Consider the following 14989-nt stretch of genomic DNA (forward strand, 5'->3'; position numbering starts at 1 on the left):
GATGAGATGGACAAAAAAAGAGCTTGAGCAGATACAGATAGACCCGTTTCCCCAAAAGCTCACCGGGCATAAGCAGGAAAAGCTTGTGATGGCTGCGAAGCCGTATGCCTATCATGGAGAGGATATTCTTATCGCTACCTTCTACAGCTTCAAGAGTAAAGCCCCTTTCTGCCGGGTTTTTCTCGCAAAGGACAGCGATATCACTCAGCTGTTCGCCGTAGGAATGATACTCCCTAATCAACCTGCATTCACATGGAGCAAGAAGGGAATCTCTGACATTAGGACGCCCAACGAAGACTGGACCACCATTAACTACAGAGACAACACTATGATAGCCGACAACGACACAAAGGAAGCGGTTGATTGTTTCCTCCCGAATGTGAAGGTTTGGAACGATTGGCCTCTTGATAAAATTGACAGGTTTCAGAACAGGCTTCGCAGTGAGCGCAGTACGGCCATTATGGATAAGCGATGCAAATCAGACAGCGAGATCATGGAGATGGTCTTTTCCAAGCTGCCGCCCCTGCCGGAGGATATGGAACAGCAGATACTGGACGGACCGCTAGACTATAGCCGGTATATGTTCTACCGGAGCGGGAAGGTACGAGACCCATTAACCGGGCTTAAGGAAACGCGATATTTCGGGTACTGCCCTTACTGCAAGGAAGAATATGAGCTTGACTGGATACCAACTCACAAAGAAAAAGAATACCGGTGCCCAGGGTGCAGCTCTCTTGTTACTACCTACGCCAGAGGTATTTCACGCAGACGGTTGGTTGACCGGTGTAATTACATGGTTTGGAGTATCAGCGGCCGCGAGGTATTCGCGCGGATGTTTGAAGTCGAGCGGGATTATTCTGTGGAGCCTGAAAAGGTACATACCCATCTTGAAGAATGCGAGCGGTTTTACTTCACAGATGGTACCGCCTACAAATTCTCGCGGTATGAGTATTACGCAATGGGCAGCAGATACCTCACGTACAATTGGCACAAACAAACGCAGGTCACAGAGGATGTATACGACTTTTATATTTACCCTCACCCCAAGGATATCTTTATAGGCACCTGCGCGGAGCATAGCCACCTTGATGATTACTTAAAGCTATGCCACAAAAAGAAACGTTCGAGTAAACCAATGCAGTACCTGGGATGCTATGTAAAAACCCCATCCATGGAGCATCTGCTTGACAGCGGTCTCCACACCCTGTTATTTGAGCGGATAGGCCATTTCGGAGGCGCTTACAAGCTGATTGACTGGAAGAAAACCCGGCCGTACGACATGCTGGGCGTTTCCCGGCCGGAACTCGAACAGATCATTAAGCTTCAGTTAAACGGTGAGAAAATCATGGTATATAAAAAGCTGAAACCGTCAGGGATAGCGTTAGATGACCACGGGGTTGATGTAATCAATTTCTTATGTAATTCCAGCAATAATGAAAAACGCTTGAAACGCTTTGAGCAGCTTGGCTTAAATAAAACTCTTCGCTATTTTGATTACCAGCAGCGCAAAAACTTTAATAAAGCCGGTTACGCCACTATCTGGCAGCATCTGAAGGATTATCACGATATGTGCGTAAAACTCGGCTATGACCTTGCAAACGACTATTACCTTTTTCCACCTAACCTTAAAAAAGCCCACGATGCTGCTGCAAGGATTATAGCCAAACAGGAAGAGCTCGCAAACAAGGAGAAGTACAAGAAAGAGCGGGCTGAGTGGGAACAGCTGTATAAGTCACTCAGTGAGCTTAGTTATTCGGACGGTACCCTGCTGATCAGGCCGGTGAGGTCAAGAGAAGAGCTTATTCTGGAAGGAAAGATACTGCAGCACTGTGTGGCAGGCTACGCCGACAGGGTACGACGGGGTGAAACCTGCATCTTTTTTATTCGCAAGAACGACCAGCCGGACGAGCCATATTATACCCTCAATATCACCCCGTTGCCAAAGTGTGAGTTTATCCAGTGCCATGGATTTGATAATGACAGACACCTTCCCGGAGGACAGCGGCCGCAGTTGATTAAAGACTTTGAGAAGAAGTGGTTTTCTCAGGTTGTCGAGCCGTGGAAGAAGAAAAAGGCCAAGGAACAGCAGAAGATGAAGCTTTTGCAGACGAATGCAACGGTTCAGCAGTCGGAGCTTATAAGGGCGGTGGTGTAGAATGCAGTGCCCGTATTACGGTGGTACTACTTCAGGCAATACCAAAGCGGAAATCAAATGCGGGGAAGGATTTATCTTCTCATTTGCGTTGCCTGATAGAAAACCTGACTATATACGAAGGTCGGCCCAATGTCTGAATAATACGCCGGACAGAGCGTACAGTGAAAGCTGTTGCCGCCATTTTCTGTTTCGGGAGCTTCAGCGCCTGGGAGAAAGCCCACAAAGCAACCATCACAACAAGGAGCTGCAGGAAATGTACATAAGGCTGGTGCCGCAGAAGCCCCAGCAAAAACTCGAGATTGAGAAGGAGGATAACATCATGTCCGAATTAACAGCACCGGTGGCCATGGAAGCCACCCAGCACGATAAAGCAGTTGAGCTGCACCAGTACATACTCGCCCAAGGTCAGGTAGTAGCCCATGGCCTTACCGAGATAGGCCGTAGCCTGAAGGAGATGCGCGACCAAAAGCTTTATATCGAGCTCGGCCACGATACCTTTGAGGCATATACCGAACAGATGCTTAACCTGAAGCAGCGCCAGGCTTATAACTACATCTCAATTTATGAAACCTATGGGCCAAAGTTCATCGACACCCACGGAGATCTCGGTATCAGTAAGCTGCTTCTGTTGGAATCTGTTCCTGCACTCGAGCGTGAAGAATTCCTCGAAGAACACGACGTCGGTGATATGTCAGTCCGGGAACTCAAGGAGATCACCGACAAGTATAACAAGGCCTGTGAGCAGATAAGCCTGCTGCAGGACGAACTGAAAGACAAGGGCGTTACCGCCGAAGCCGAGCATAGGCTTCTGGAGGAAAACGCCGCCCTTGCTGCAAAAGTCAAAGAACTTGAGAACCGCCCCATTGATGTAGCTGTGCAGCAGCCCTCAGCTGAGGACATCGCAAAAATCAAAAAGCAGGCCGAAAAGGACGCTAAGGCAAGCACCAAGGCCGAAATCGAAAAAGCGGTTGAAAAGGCCAAGAAGGAAGCCCAGCAGGCCGCCGATGAGCGGGTTAAGCAGGCCAAAGAAGCCGCTGAAAAGGCCACCGAGGAAAGAATCAAGCAAAGCCTTGAGCAGGTAGAGAAGGAGAAGACCGCAGCTCTTGAGCGGGAGGATAGGCTGAAGAAGCAGCTGGCGGTCACCGGTAACTCTGACAGCGTTCTCTTCGCCCACGTGTTCGAGGAGTACCAAAGCAATTTCAACCGCCTGTTAGGTATTATCAAGAAGATTGAAGCTACCGACCAAGATACTGCTGCAAAGCTCCGCGGAGCCCTGAAGAAGATTACAATTTCTCAGCTTGAACAGGCGGGTGAGTAGTATGAACGATATCTACGGCGGCAAGAACCCCGCAAACATCATGCGCGGCCGCCAAAGCCGCGCACAGGGAGAGTTGTTTGAGAAACTGTTAAAAGCCTCATGCAAACATTACGAAGAAATCGGCCTCGCTAAAATAGAAAAAACTCCGGAACCATTCAAGGTTACAGGGCAGGTGCAGGCAAGGCCGGGGACAAGAGAGCGCCTGCACTTTAAGGGATATTTTGAAACTAAAGCGCAACCTGATTTTAAAGGTACCGTTGCTGGTGGCCGCAGTATTGTTTTTGAAGCCAAGCATACCGACACCGACCGAATCACCCAAGAGCGGGTAACGCAGGAGCAGACCGCAGCACTCAACCAACACTTCAAGCTTCGGGCATTGTGCTTCGTGATAGTATCCTTCGGCCTTGAGCGGTTCTATTTTATCCCCTGGGAGGAATGGAAGGGCATGAAAGAGCTTTACGGGCGCCGGTATGTAACCGAGCAGGACATCATCAAGCACAGAGTAAGGTTTAACGGCTTATATATCTCTTTTCTACGGGAGGAAACGGCATGAATTACTTTACAGATGGTGTATGCCCCAAGTGCGGTGGACAAACCCACGGAATCAACGGCCCGGCGAAATGCTGGGCCTGCGGCTGGACGGAATCACAGGAAGATTACGAGGCCGCCAGAGGGTCCATAGACAAGGCCGTATCGGAAGCCGCCAAGAGGGTGACAGCCAAAAAACAAAAGAAAAATAGCCGCGCTTGGTTGAAGTTCCAGCTTACCATTAACCTGCGTCACAACCTAAGGCGGCTCATGTGCTTGTTTATCATCCCTTTCGGCCTGCTTCGCAAACCAAGGCCGGTAGAGCAGGAAGAGGTATGGTTATGTCCTGTATGCCCGCATTGCTATGAGCCTACCTACAACGATAGGTACTGCGTATTCTGCGGGCAGAGGTTTTTGGAGGGTGAAAACGATGCCTAGATGTAGCAAATGTGGAAAGTCAGTCGCAGTCGCGCCGATCATCTGTGGAGAGTGCCAGCAGTCAGCCTCCGCAGCGGCCGAAGATCTCCTGCAGAAAATATGTGACGGCTACTGTCATTGGCCATGGGTCATTAAGGACCAAGAGAAAATGAGTGCCAAGTGTGACGGATGCGAGATTGAGGCCATGGTGTACGCAATGACGGGTGCCAGGCAATGAAGCGCCGGAGGCCTCCACAGCGTCCACGGCAGAGCAACTCTGACTGCTGGATCTGTCAAAAGCGCCGATACTGCATCGACGCAAGCCGCAGGTACCCGTGCAGAAATTTTACACCAAGAACGAAGGAGCGGGTCAGATGGAACAGCTAGACGCCACAACAATAATGATGGTTGCCGGGCTTATCCTCATAATAGGGATAATCTTTGACTGGCCCCACAACCGCAAAAAATAGGAGGTAAAAACAGAGTGCGAAAGCTTAGAGTAATAATTAGCCTCGCCGCGGCGCTGGCCGCGCTGACCATATCGGTACAAGCCTACGACTTGCGCAAGGTAAGCGATATCACCCCGGAGCAGCTTGAACCATACATGCACCCGGACACCCGCCACCTCGCCGTCGACATCATCCGCATATGTGCCCAAGAGGGAGTGTCGGCCGAGTTTATCGCCACGGTGGTGCGGTGGGAGCGTATACCTGAGCTACATAACTGGTTCGGCTGGAAAACCGACGATGGCCAATACAAAGCCTTCGCCACCGATACAGAGGGGTTAGAGTATTGCATTCACAACATCAAGACCATGTACCTCACAGACACTGGAGAATACTATAGCGGAGGCTATGATGTGGCCGCAGTAAGTAAACTGTACAATAATACGGACTTCTGGCGGGAAGAAATAGAATCCGGCATCATGAACATAGTTGAGAGGAGCGGTCAGCCATGATGAAAGCCATAACTGAAATGCAGCCCTATGGAACCCTGATAATTGACGGCTATAAGCATTACGAAACCCATAGCCGCAAAACCAACATCCGTGGCCGTGTAGCGATACATGCAGCCAAGAAGCACAATATACCTCATTCAGTATTCGAGAAAATCGCAAGGGCACTGAGGATACCTGATAACAAGTATGTTGGCTCATGGCTGTATTATCTGGAACTTAATTATCCGCCTATCTATTTCGGCGCCGTCCTCGGAACGGTTGAAATATTAGATTGTATTCCGGTGGAGCAGATCCGCGACAAGCTTTCCCCGGCCGAGCTTGCCATGGGCGATTATTCAGATGGCAGGTATGCTTATAAACTTGCCTGTCCGATAAAATTTGCCGAACCTATACCCGCAAAGGGCTCACAGGGCTGGTGGAACTGGGATGGTGGTGCCTAATGAACTGGACTATCATCATCACCGTCGCAAGCCTCGTCGGCTCGGTAGCCAACGCCTATAAAAAGCGCTGGTGCTTTGCAATCTGGCTCGTAACCAATGCCTCATGGTGCATATACGACTGCACACAGGGTATGTATACACAGGCAATATTATTCGCAGTAAATTTCATAATCGCCCTACTAGGGCTTATCAATTGGCGGAAGGCCAAGACCATCAAAGGAGGTGCAACTGATGGACTGGAAAAGGGAAGCAGTTAATGACTTGAAAAGATTTCAACCGCAAAAGGATAGCCTTGAAAATATTAAGGCGCGTATTCAAGCCCTGAAAGCCCAATATGGAGCAATCAAATGTTCTATGGGAGATTCAACGCCAGTTAAGGGTGGTGCATCCCGTATTGAGGATAGGTTGCTCGACAATATCGTAGAGCGGCAGCGCCTCACATATACCTACAGGGCGACAGAGAGGCTGGTAGAGTTGGTTGAGCGTGGGCTTTCGGGACTGGACGAGCGGGAACTCCGAATCCTTGAACTCTTCTATATTCGAGGGGCAAAGGGAAATGTAGAACGCTTGATGGAGGAACTGGACTTAGAAAAGACTAGGCTTTACGAACTTAAAGACGATGCACTATACAAATTCACGGTTAGGGAATACGGCCTGCCAGACTACTAAAAAGAGCGGAAAAAAAGCGGAAGATTTTTAGTAAAAGATATGTTATACTAAAAGCATCAAATAGTGCAAAGAGAAAAGCGAAGGTTTAATCCTCCGCTTTTTCTTTACACAATTCATCAAGAGTAACACCAAGCACATCAGCGATTATAATTGCATTCGACACAAGACAATCGCCACGCTTTTCAATGTCCTGCAAGGTGCGCCGGGAAAGGCCGGTTAATTCTACTAATTGAGGGACGGATAAGCCTTTCCCGGTTCTTATTACTTTTAGGTTCAATTAGTCACGCTCCTTCTTTGAAGGTATGAGATTAGACAGCGCTATACCGGCAGCGGCAGCAAGAATTAGGGTTGCAATCTGATTGATGATTGCAGCAGCATCACCGCTCCAGTTAAGCATAAACAGGCGGGCAGCGAATAACACTAGGATTGCGATGTTTATAATCTTCTTGACCATAATATATGCAGATGATACGATGAGGGAGGAAGGGGAGGTTTCCCTCCCGTTTCCTCTGGGCTTCTCACCGTTTCCGTTTGTGGCGTTTGCGGTGTGAGGCCTTTTCTCTTGGTCGGCTTATAATCGCTGTTATCAGACCGATTATTGCAGCTAACAAGCTGACCTGACCATCGCTCATCCGCATCACATCCTCTCTATGTGACGTGCTTGTCAACGATATTCTTGCAAGTAAAAAACATTTAAAGCCTGCTGGTCAATAAGCAGGCTATTTTTATACCATTTTGCAGTCAACTGCAAAGAAAAGTGAGGTGAACCGTTCCCATGACAGCAAAACAAAAGCGTTTCTGCGAAGAGTACCTTGTTGATCTCTGTGCAACTCAGGCTGCCATCCGAGCGGGTTACAGCGTGGAATCGGCCGCTTCTATCGGCAGTGAAAACCTTAGAAAACCTGAGATTCGCGCGCATATAGATAAGGCCCTTGCCGAGCGCTCCAAGCGCACCGGAATCAATTCCGAGCGTGTACTGCGGGAGCTTGCACGCGTCGCTTTTGTGAACCCAGTTGAGGTTGTGGATACTAGGCAAGCTACCGTAAAAGAGGGGGCCACAGCTGATGATACTGCGGCAATAGCCTCAGTAAAGGTTAAAACTATTCCCACGGCAGAGGGCACCGGCATAGAGCGGGAGATTAAGTTTGCCGATAAGCTAAAAGCACTAGAGTTACTGGGCAGGCATATGGGTATGTTTAATGACAGGATTGCCATAGAAACCGAGCAGGTAAAAATTATTGACGATATCCCAAAGGGTGATAGCAGTGAGTAGCGTAAAGCTTACGGAGCTGATAGCACCCTCTTTCTATACCATTCACCGTGATGTGAAGGCTTTAGGGCATACCCATTACTGGCTAAAAGGCGGGCGCGGTAGCACAAAATCATCGTTTGTCAGCATCGAGATTATCATGGGCATGATGACCGACCCGCAGGCAAACGCCGTGTGTATGCGCAAGGTCGGTCTGTATCTCAAGGAAAGTGTATACGAGCAGCTGGTGTGGGCCATTGAAAAGCTCGGGGTATCCCACTTGTGGGAGGAACGCCTCAGCCCCCTCGGCCTGATCTACCGCCCCACAGGGCAACGTATACTATTCCGCGGGGCCGATAAGCCCAAGAAGATTAAATCTACCAAGGTGTCAAAGGGGTACATCAAATACCTGTGGTATGAGGAACTGGATGAATTTGACGGGATGGAGGAAGTTCGAACCATCAACCAGTCGCTTATCCGCGGCGGCGATAGCTTTGTGGTGTTTTACAGCTACAACCCGCCCAAGAGCGCACGCAGCTGGGTAAACGCCGAAGTCATCGAGCAGCGCCCGGATAGGCTTATCCATCAGAGCACGTATCTCTCTGTGCCCCCGCAATGGCTGGGGCAGCAGTTTTATATCGAGGCCGAGCACCTCAAAGCAACCAAACCAGAGGCCTACGAGCATGAATACCTAGGCAAGGTTACCGGTACAGGCGGCGAGGTATTTATAAACCTGCAGATACAGGAGATTTCCGACGAAGAGATAAAGGCCTTCGACCATATTAAGCGTGGTCTCGACTTCGGCTACGCCGTGGATCCGTTGCATTATACTGTATGCCACCATAACAAGGGCAAGCGGCGGCTGTATATCTTCGGAGAAATTCACAAGGTGGCGCTGTCAACCACCGAAGCCGTACGGCTCATCAAGGCAGAGAACCGACTGAATCAGCGTATTACCGCCGATAGCGAGGAACCCCGCACCATCGCCACCATGAAGGCGGAGGGGCTGTATATTGTCCCCGCGAAGAAAGGCCCAGATAGCGTGGAGCACGGTATCAAATATCTGCAAGATCTTGAGGCGATTATCATCGACCCAGTACGCTGCCCGAACACTGCGCGGGAGTTTTCAGGCTATGAGTATGAGCCTGATAAAGATGGCGGCTTCAAGGCCGATTACCCAGATAAGGATAACCACAGTATTGACGCGGTGCGGTACGCCATCGAGGATGAAATCATCAGAAGAGGAGTGCGGCTAGGATAATGGAATTAGCAGTAGCCAAAAAGGTTATAGAAAAGGCGCTCAAGGATAACGACGCTTTCTACAAGAAAGCCAAGACGGCGCAGGAATACTATGACAACGACAGCGCAATCATGCAGCACGGGGCTGCCGCCATCGCCGAGGTGAATAAATTCCTGCAGGAGATTGGCCGCAACCCGTTAAAGTCTGCGGACAATCGTATCCCCACCAACTGGCACCGAATTATTACCGACCAGAAAGTGGGGTATCTGTTTACCTACCCGCCCTCCTTTGACACAGACAACGAGGCAGTGAATACAAGTATCATGCAGACGCTGGGGGATGACTACGAGGCCATTATCAAAACCTTAGGCACCGACGCCACCAATGCCGGCCGCGCATGGCTACACTATTGGTATGATACGGGGGAGGATGGCAAAAAGACCGCTTTCCAGTATCATTTCATTGATCCGACACAGGTATTACCCATATATGACACCGAGAACATCAAGCTACCGCTCAAGACCCTTGTGCGAACCTATCAGATAACGGATGATAAGGGTGATGATTACATTCGGTTTGAGGTCTGGACGGATACAGAGGTATCGTACTTCTGCAGAAGGGCAAGCGAAGCCGACAAGAGCAACATTACCGCAGAAACCATGCTGCTTGACGGTGCGGTTATACAGAAGGTGCTGCCCCATACCTATGGAGAAATTCCCTTCATCGAGTTTAAGAATAACGCCGCCTCCACCGGCGACCTGCAGATGTATAAGCGGCTGATTGACGCGATGGATAAGCTTATCAGCGGCTTTGCTAACGATGTAGACGATATCCAGGAGATTGTGTGGGTTATCAAAAACTACGCAGGGGAAACCTCCGACGTGTTCTATGATAAGGACGGCAAGGAGGTGCCGCGTAAGATAGATCTGCTGCAGGAACTCAAAGCTCGCAAGGTGCTGCATGTGGATGGCGACGGCGGGGTAGATAAGCTTACTGCGGAGATACCTTTCGAGGCCCGCACCAAGCTATATGAAATTCTTGAAAAACAGATATACATCAGCGCCATGGCTGTAAACCCCAATCCCGAGCGTACCGGGCAGGCCACAGGCACCTACATAGATTTTCTGTACTCGCTGCTGGAACTGAAGTCTGGGCTTACCGAAACAGCTTTCCGCGCAGCGCTCGGCAAGCTTATAAAGGCCATCCTGCGATACAACGGGCTTGATGAGAAGATGCAGGTGCAGCAGACATGGACGCGTAATAAGCCGAAGGTGGATACCGAGGTGGCGGATATGATTAACAACACCCCCGATGAAATCCTCTCGCGCCGGACAAAAACCAAGGTGCACCCGCTAGTTGAGGACTACCAGGAGGAGCTCAAGCAGATTGAGAAGGAAGCCGCGGTCACCGAGGAGCCGCCGCTGTATCCGCAGCAGAAGCTACCGGGCGCCGCCAAGAAGGATGAGGAGTAATGGGATACTGGGAGGACAGGCAGCTACAACGCTTTCAACAATCTGAGCAGCGTATAGAGGATTATTACCGAGAGCTGCAGGAAGCCTTTGAAAGAGCACAGGATGCTGTAACGGACACTGTTAACCGCTTTTTTTCCCGTTATGCCAAGGATAACAAGATATCCCTTAGCGAAGCACGCAAGGCCCTCAGCTTCAAGGAGATGCAGAAATTCAAGGGCAGCTTGGCGGAGTATGAGCAGCTGGCGCGAGAGAGCATTGGCACCTTTAGCCTTGAAGTGGAAAACCTTTCAACAAAGGCTCGCATCACCCGTTATGAAGCGCTGCAGGCCGAGATAAAGGCCATCCTTGCACAGTTGTACGATACCGACTATGAACAGAAGGCCGGCGGCGCACTCAAGGATATTTATACCGACAACCGCCACCGTATACAGTTTGATTACGACCAGTACACCGGCTTTCATCACAACTTCGCCCAGGTTAACACTCAGCTTGTGGAATCGCTGCTCAAATATCCGTTCAATGGCCTTGACTTTAGTGAACGCATCTGGCGGCAGAACGCTGATCTGAATGTCAAACTCAAGCAGGCGCTCACCACGGCGTTTGTACAGGGTAAAAATACCTACGACCTTTCAAAGCAGTTTGCAAAGGTATTTGACGTCAAGCGTAGTGAGGCCTATCGGCTGCTCAACACCGAGGCCGCTTTTATTCAAGGGCAAGCCACGGCTGACGGCTATAAGGAGACGGGGGTGGAGCAATATGAAATCTGCGCCACGCTTGACAGCCACACCTCCGAGATTTGCCGAGAGCAGGACGGGAAGGTATATGAAACTGCAAAGATGGTTGTCGGCGTGAACTACCCGCCGTTTCATCCGCACTGCCGTACAACCACCGTCCCAGTCATTGAGGGTTACGACAAGAGCAAGGATACCCGCATTGCCCGAGACCCGAGCACCAGCAAGGCGGTAGAGGTGCCAGCAGGCATGACGTATAGGGAATGGAAAGCCTCTCTGGTTGAAAAATACGGTGCGGCAGAAATGGAGGCTTTGCAGAATAAAGAGAAAAGCGAATCAAAGGATTTTGCCCAGTATCAAAAATACAAGGCTGCGATAGGCGGGCAGGTACCTAAAACATTTGCCAATTTTCAGGAATTGAAGTATAATAATACTGAAGAATGGGAACGGCTAAAAGGTTATTTCAGATATTGCGAAAAGTACCCTCAAGCGCAAATAGAACATTACGATATTTATCGCGAGCTGCATTCGAAAGGCATAAAAAACGGCGCGATACTTCCGCCTGAAAAGGTAACAAGTTATATTTTAAAAGACCCAGCTGCAAAAGACCCATACCACATTATGAAAAGGATGGCGGAACGCAACATTACGGATGATGAAGTACATAGCTTTGTTGATGGGGCGTTGGCGATGTCTAGTCAGTGGAACGGTACACGCAAGGTCTTCTACTCCCCCGGTGGAGTAACGGTAGTTACAAAGCTAGGCGATGACTGGATAGCGAAAACCGTATGGAGCAAAGCGGACTTTGACGAACAGATGCAGACCATAATGGAGGTGATTGAAAAGTATGTCAAAGGGAATAATTGACTACGAAGCAGATCGATATTGTCCTGCGTATAAAAAAGCAATTTCTGCTGATTTATGTTACGATTCGCTTATGTGCCTTAATGGCAGCTTTAAAATATCCTCTACACCTGAACTGTCAGAAATCGAGGATATAGAGGCGGCCAGAAAGAGGTGCGCCGAGTGCCCTTATAGCGACCTCGAATAAAACCACTCATCCATTGTGAATGAGTGGTTTTTTCACGCCCTTTTGCAGTCAACTGCAAAACTGAAAGGAGGTACCTGTTATGCGGCGCGCAAAGTAATGCGCCTACATAAAGCTAAATATTTTGGATGAGAGCACGTTTTAGGCGTGCTTTTGTTATATATTTTTAAATCTACCGTGCGGGCGGTATAACCCGACATCCACACACTCGGACGGCGAGCATAAACACGTATTGGATGGAAAGGAAGGCACTATGGAATTCTTAAAAGCAATTCTCAAAGCGCAGGGGTTGGATGATGAGAAAATCGAAGCCATCTATGCCGTTGCAACCAAGGAAGCCCCAAAGCACTACATACCCAAGGATGTGTACAATGCCAAGGTAGGAGAGCTTGCCACCGTCACCGCTTCGCTGGAGGCCAAGGATAAAGAGCTTGCCGCGGCAAAGGAGTTCGAGGGCAAGTACAACACCACCATTACCGAGTTTACCAACTATAAAACGGGGGTGGAGAAGGAAAAGGCGAACGCTCAGAAGAAAGCTGCTGTTGTGCAAGGCCTCAAATCCGCAAATGCCAATCCTGATGCAGTAGATCTGCTTGCCTCCATTTTTGACCTCGATAAGGTTGAACTCGACGAGAAGGGCGCAGTTAAAGACTGGGATAACCAGCTAAAATCTCTGAAGGAGAGTAAGGCTGGTTTGTTTGGTACCCCACAGCAGAAGCCCAATTACGGCGGCTTTAACCCTCCGGCGGGTGGCTCCGGTGACCCCGGGGAGCCTAAGTCACTTGGGGAAGCAGTCGCACAATTCTATTCACAAAAGTAAAGGAGAGATTTAAATGCCTGTAACACTAGCAGACGCAAAGAATTTTACCCAGGATAAGCTTACGCGGTTCGTCATCGACGAATTCCGTAAAGACCACCTCATGGACCTGATGATCTTTGATGACACGGTGACTCCCATCGGCGAAACCCTCGCCTATGTGTACAACCGCGTAACCACCCAGCCCACAGCATCCTTCCGTGCGCTGAATACCGAGTACGCCCCCAACGAGGCAAAGACCACGCAGATTACCGCGGTGCTCAAGCAGCTCGGCGGCTCGTTCCAGGTAGACCGTGTAATTCAGGACCACGTGAAGGGCGTAACCGACCAGATTACCTTCCAGCTTAACCAGAAGATTACCGCAACCAAGGCGTTGTTTGCCGATACCGTTATCAACGGTGATGTGGCAAGCGACGCCAACAGCTTTGACGGCCTGAGCAAGGCGCTGGCGGGCAGCTCCACTGAATTCAACACCGGCACGGCCATCGACCTTTCCTCTTCGGCCAGCATCACCGCAAACGCGCATGCCTTCATGGACATGCTTGACAGGATGCTCAGCAGCCTCGACGGCGATATCTCCGCTATCGCGGTGAATAAGCAACTCAAGGCCATCATTAACGGCATTGCCCGCCGCAGCGGCTACTTCTCCACCTCGGATGTGGACGCCTTCGGCAAGCCAGTAACCAAATACCAGGGCATCCCGTTTGTGGAGGTTGGCAATAAGCCCGGTACCGCAGTGCCTATCATCGGCGTTGACGGCACCGCAGGTACCACCGACTTGTATGCTATTCGTATTGCCCTTGACGGATTCCATGGCATTTCGCCCAGTGGGTCTACTGTAGTGAAGGCGTTCCTGCCGGATATGAAGCTGCCCGGGGCGGTAAAAACCGGGGAGGTCGAGATGGTTACCGCCATCGCGCTCAAGGCTACCAGAGCGGCAGGCACCGTGCGCAAGATTAAGATTGCTTAGGAAAGGAGCGATTGCAGTTGATTACGATTACAACCAAGAACAAGGAGTACAACGGCATCACGGCCGGTGTACAGTTTAAAGACGGCGAGGCGAAGGTGGAAGCACTAAGCCCCGCCGTCGAGGCGTATATGCTCGGCGCCGGGTATACGATTGACAAGGGCAAAAAGAACGACAACAAGAAGGACAAGGACGACGGCAAGAAGGGTGAGGATAATCCGAAGAGCAAGGATTCGCCCGCGCCTCCTGCTGATAAACAGTAGGTGAGCACATGCCGAAGACCGAACAGGACGTATTTGCGGAGATTTCCCGGCGCTACGGCGTCGAGATGATGGCGCAGGAACGGTATCTGTCGTACATCTGTCAGGTAAAAGAGGAAATCTTGAGTTACTGCAATATTCCTCAAGGCGCTACCATGCCCGATGGGTTATTCTACCCGTGGGTAGAGCTGTCCTACGCCGCCGCGCGGCAGACACAAACCGTACAAGGTACCGGAGCCGTGAAAAGCATTACCGAGGGGGATACCACCATCACCTACGATGTGGGTACCACAGTAATCAAGAACAGCTCCGGCCTCCTCAGTTATGCCAATATTCTGAATCGCTACAGGAGGATGCCGCGATGAACAGCGCAGTCGAACTGCTGGCTGCGGCCAGAAACGATACCTGCGACATCTACCGCGCTATAAAAAACGCCACGGGCAGCATCACTAAGAATGAGGAGAAGCTGCTTTGCGCGGGTGTGCGCTGTAGACTCAGTAAGACAGATGTTCCGTCTCTTTCGCAGTCTGTCGCGGCTGCTTCTATCACGGCGGCCTATAAGGTGTATTTTGCGCCGGATCAGGATGTCCAGGCGGGTGACACTCTCATTGTCACCCGCCTTGGACAAACCTTTGAGTGTACGGCAGGAGAACCGTTTCCGTATAACCTCAACAAGGTAGTGAAGGTGACGGTCAAAAAGATTACATAAACGGGGTAAGG

Annotated in this window: 19 protein-coding genes; 17 read left to right on the forward strand and 2 right to left on the reverse strand. The window is 50.3% G+C overall.

Annotated elements, in window-relative coordinates; all coding sequences use genetic code 11:
* Window position 1 precedes the first annotated feature (1 nt).
* The 8 genes from BLR50_RS05650 (at window position 2) to BLR50_RS05690 (ending at window position 6485) form a co-directional block, all read left to right on the forward strand.
* Complete coding sequence (locus tag BLR50_RS05650; RefSeq protein WP_092639432.1) at window positions 2–2155, forward strand: PcfJ domain-containing protein; 2154 nt, start codon at window positions 2–4, stop codon at window positions 2153–2155.
* 1 nt (window position 2156) lies between these two features.
* On the forward strand, window positions 2157–3473 hold the full coding sequence (locus BLR50_RS05655) for a DUF3102 domain-containing protein (RefSeq protein ID WP_092639434.1): 1317 nt from the start codon (window positions 2157–2159) through the stop codon (window positions 3471–3473).
* 1 nt (window position 3474) lies between these two features.
* Entirely contained in the window at window positions 3475–4026 is a 552-nt protein-coding gene (locus tag BLR50_RS05660; protein WP_242871699.1) for a Holliday junction resolvase RecU, read from the forward strand.
* Window positions 4023–4439, forward strand: coding sequence for a hypothetical protein (locus BLR50_RS05665; protein WP_092639436.1), 417 nt, complete (start codon window positions 4023–4025; stop codon window positions 4437–4439). The genes BLR50_RS05660 and BLR50_RS05665 overlap by 4 nt, the downstream gene beginning before the upstream one ends.
* 463 nt (window positions 4440–4902) lie before the next feature.
* Window positions 4903–5376, forward strand: a complete 474-nt coding sequence (locus BLR50_RS05675; protein WP_092639440.1) for a hypothetical protein — start codon at window positions 4903–4905, stop codon at window positions 5374–5376.
* Window positions 5373–5816, forward strand: a complete 444-nt coding sequence (locus BLR50_RS05680) for an ASCH domain-containing protein (RefSeq protein ID WP_092639442.1) — start codon at window positions 5373–5375, stop codon at window positions 5814–5816. The genes BLR50_RS05675 and BLR50_RS05680 overlap by 4 nt, the downstream gene beginning before the upstream one ends.
* Window positions 5816–6073 (forward strand): nicotinamide mononucleotide transporter, encoded by a 258-nt coding sequence (locus tag BLR50_RS05685; protein WP_092639444.1) that lies wholly within the window; start codon window positions 5816–5818, stop codon window positions 6071–6073. The genes BLR50_RS05680 and BLR50_RS05685 overlap by 1 nt, the downstream gene beginning before the upstream one ends.
* Window positions 6048–6485, forward strand: coding sequence for an ArpU family phage packaging/lysis transcriptional regulator (locus BLR50_RS05690; RefSeq protein ID WP_092639446.1), 438 nt, complete (start codon window positions 6048–6050; stop codon window positions 6483–6485). Before BLR50_RS05685 ends, BLR50_RS05690 begins: the two co-directional genes overlap by 26 nt.
* A gap of 85 nt (window positions 6486–6570) precedes the next feature.
* Here BLR50_RS05690 and BLR50_RS05695 read toward each other — a convergent pair whose 3' ends face one another.
* Together BLR50_RS05695 and BLR50_RS14450 are read right to left on the reverse strand one after the other, a co-directional pair.
* The gene (locus BLR50_RS05695) at window positions 6571–6762 is read right to left on the reverse strand and encodes a helix-turn-helix transcriptional regulator (RefSeq protein ID WP_092639448.1); all 192 of its coding nucleotides are present in this window, start codon (window positions 6760–6762) and stop codon (window positions 6571–6573) included.
* Window positions 6763–6939 carry a hypothetical protein gene (locus BLR50_RS14450; protein WP_162840333.1) on the reverse strand — a complete coding sequence of 59 codons (177 nt, stop codon included), beginning with the start codon at window positions 6937–6939 and terminating at the stop codon, window positions 6763–6765.
* 321 nt (window positions 6940–7260) lie between these two features.
* On the opposite strand from BLR50_RS14450, the gene BLR50_RS05700 reads away from it, so the two are divergent.
* The 9 genes from BLR50_RS05700 to BLR50_RS05745 all read left to right on the forward strand — a co-directional run bounded on the left by BLR50_RS05700 (window position 7261) and on the right by BLR50_RS05745 (window position 14978).
* On the forward strand, window positions 7261–7758 hold the full coding sequence (locus BLR50_RS05700; protein WP_092639450.1) for a terminase small subunit: 498 nt from the start codon (window positions 7261–7263) through the stop codon (window positions 7756–7758).
* Entirely contained in the window at window positions 7751–8995 is a 1245-nt protein-coding gene (locus tag BLR50_RS05705; protein ID WP_092639452.1) for a PBSX family phage terminase large subunit, read from the forward strand. The genes BLR50_RS05700 and BLR50_RS05705 overlap by 8 nt, the downstream gene beginning before the upstream one ends.
* The gene (locus tag BLR50_RS05710) at window positions 8995–10446 is read left to right on the forward strand and encodes a phage portal protein (RefSeq protein WP_092639454.1); all 1452 of its coding nucleotides are present in this window, start codon (window positions 8995–8997) and stop codon (window positions 10444–10446) included. The genes BLR50_RS05705 and BLR50_RS05710 overlap by 1 nt, the downstream gene beginning before the upstream one ends.
* The gene (locus BLR50_RS05715) at window positions 10446–12044 is read left to right on the forward strand and encodes a minor capsid protein (protein ID WP_092639456.1); all 1599 of its coding nucleotides are present in this window, start codon (window positions 10446–10448) and stop codon (window positions 12042–12044) included. The genes BLR50_RS05710 and BLR50_RS05715 overlap by 1 nt, the downstream gene beginning before the upstream one ends.
* A 434-nt stretch (window positions 12045–12478) precedes the next feature.
* On the forward strand, window positions 12479–13045 hold the full coding sequence (locus tag BLR50_RS05725; RefSeq protein ID WP_092639460.1) for a phage scaffolding protein: 567 nt from the start codon (window positions 12479–12481) through the stop codon (window positions 13043–13045).
* A gap of 13 nt (window positions 13046–13058) precedes the next feature.
* Window positions 13059–14012, forward strand: coding sequence for a major capsid protein (locus tag BLR50_RS05730; protein WP_092639462.1), 954 nt, complete (start codon window positions 13059–13061; stop codon window positions 14010–14012).
* A 17-nt stretch (window positions 14013–14029) separates the two neighbouring features.
* Window positions 14030–14272, forward strand: coding sequence for a hypothetical protein (locus tag BLR50_RS05735; protein WP_092639464.1), 243 nt, complete (start codon window positions 14030–14032; stop codon window positions 14270–14272).
* 8 nt (window positions 14273–14280) lie between these two features.
* Window positions 14281–14634: a head-tail connector protein gene (locus BLR50_RS05740; protein WP_092639467.1), complete on the forward strand. Its 354-nt coding sequence runs from the start codon at window positions 14281–14283 to the stop codon at window positions 14632–14634.
* Window positions 14631–14978, forward strand: a complete 348-nt coding sequence (locus BLR50_RS05745) for a hypothetical protein (protein ID WP_092639469.1) — start codon at window positions 14631–14633, stop codon at window positions 14976–14978. The genes BLR50_RS05740 and BLR50_RS05745 overlap by 4 nt, the downstream gene beginning before the upstream one ends.
* The last annotated feature ends 11 nt before the right edge of the window (window positions 14979–14989 follow it).

Origin of the sequence: Acetanaerobacterium elongatum, from assembly GCF_900103835.1 — a bacterium.
GTDB lineage: Bacteria > Bacillota > Clostridia > Oscillospirales > Ruminococcaceae > Acetanaerobacterium > Acetanaerobacterium elongatum.

Excerpts from the sequence above, each read along its gene's own strand:
- BLR50_RS05710 (WP_092639454.1), top strand. The coding sequence starts at position 8,995 with ATGGAATTAGCAGTAGCCAAAAAGGTTATAGAAAAGGCGCTCAAGGAT.
- BLR50_RS05715 (WP_092639456.1), top strand. The coding sequence starts at position 10,446 with ATGGGATACTGGGAGGACAGGCAGCTACAACGCTTTCAACAATCTGAG.
- BLR50_RS05730 (WP_092639462.1), top strand. The coding sequence starts at position 13,059 with ATGCCTGTAACACTAGCAGACGCAAAGAATTTTACCCAGGATAAGCTT.
- BLR50_RS05655 (WP_092639434.1), top strand. The coding sequence starts at position 2,157 with ATGCAGTGCCCGTATTACGGTGGTACTACTTCAGGCAATACCAAAGCG.
- BLR50_RS05745 (WP_092639469.1), top strand. The coding sequence starts at position 14,631 with ATGAACAGCGCAGTCGAACTGCTGGCTGCGGCCAGAAACGATACCTGC.
- BLR50_RS05650 (WP_092639432.1), top strand. The coding sequence starts at position 2 with ATGAGATGGACAAAAAAAGAGCTTGAGCAGATACAGATAGACCCGTTT.
- BLR50_RS05685 (WP_092639444.1), top strand. The coding sequence starts at position 5,816 with ATGAACTGGACTATCATCATCACCGTCGCAAGCCTCGTCGGCTCGGTA.
- BLR50_RS05660 (WP_242871699.1), top strand. The coding sequence starts at position 3,475 with ATGAACGATATCTACGGCGGCAAGAACCCCGCAAACATCATGCGCGGC.
- BLR50_RS05740 (WP_092639467.1), top strand. The coding sequence starts at position 14,281 with ATGCCGAAGACCGAACAGGACGTATTTGCGGAGATTTCCCGGCGCTAC.
- BLR50_RS05690 (WP_092639446.1), top strand. The coding sequence starts at position 6,048 with ATGGACTGGAAAAGGGAAGCAGTTAATGACTTGAAAAGATTTCAACCG.
- BLR50_RS05665 (WP_092639436.1), top strand. The coding sequence starts at position 4,023 with ATGAATTACTTTACAGATGGTGTATGCCCCAAGTGCGGTGGACAAACC.
- BLR50_RS05725 (WP_092639460.1), top strand. The coding sequence starts at position 12,479 with ATGGAATTCTTAAAAGCAATTCTCAAAGCGCAGGGGTTGGATGATGAG.
- BLR50_RS05680 (WP_092639442.1), top strand. The coding sequence starts at position 5,373 with ATGATGAAAGCCATAACTGAAATGCAGCCCTATGGAACCCTGATAATT.
- BLR50_RS14450 (WP_162840333.1), bottom strand. The coding sequence starts at position 6,939 with ATGGTCAAGAAGATTATAAACATCGCAATCCTAGTGTTATTCGCTGCC.
- BLR50_RS05700 (WP_092639450.1), top strand. The coding sequence starts at position 7,261 with ATGACAGCAAAACAAAAGCGTTTCTGCGAAGAGTACCTTGTTGATCTC.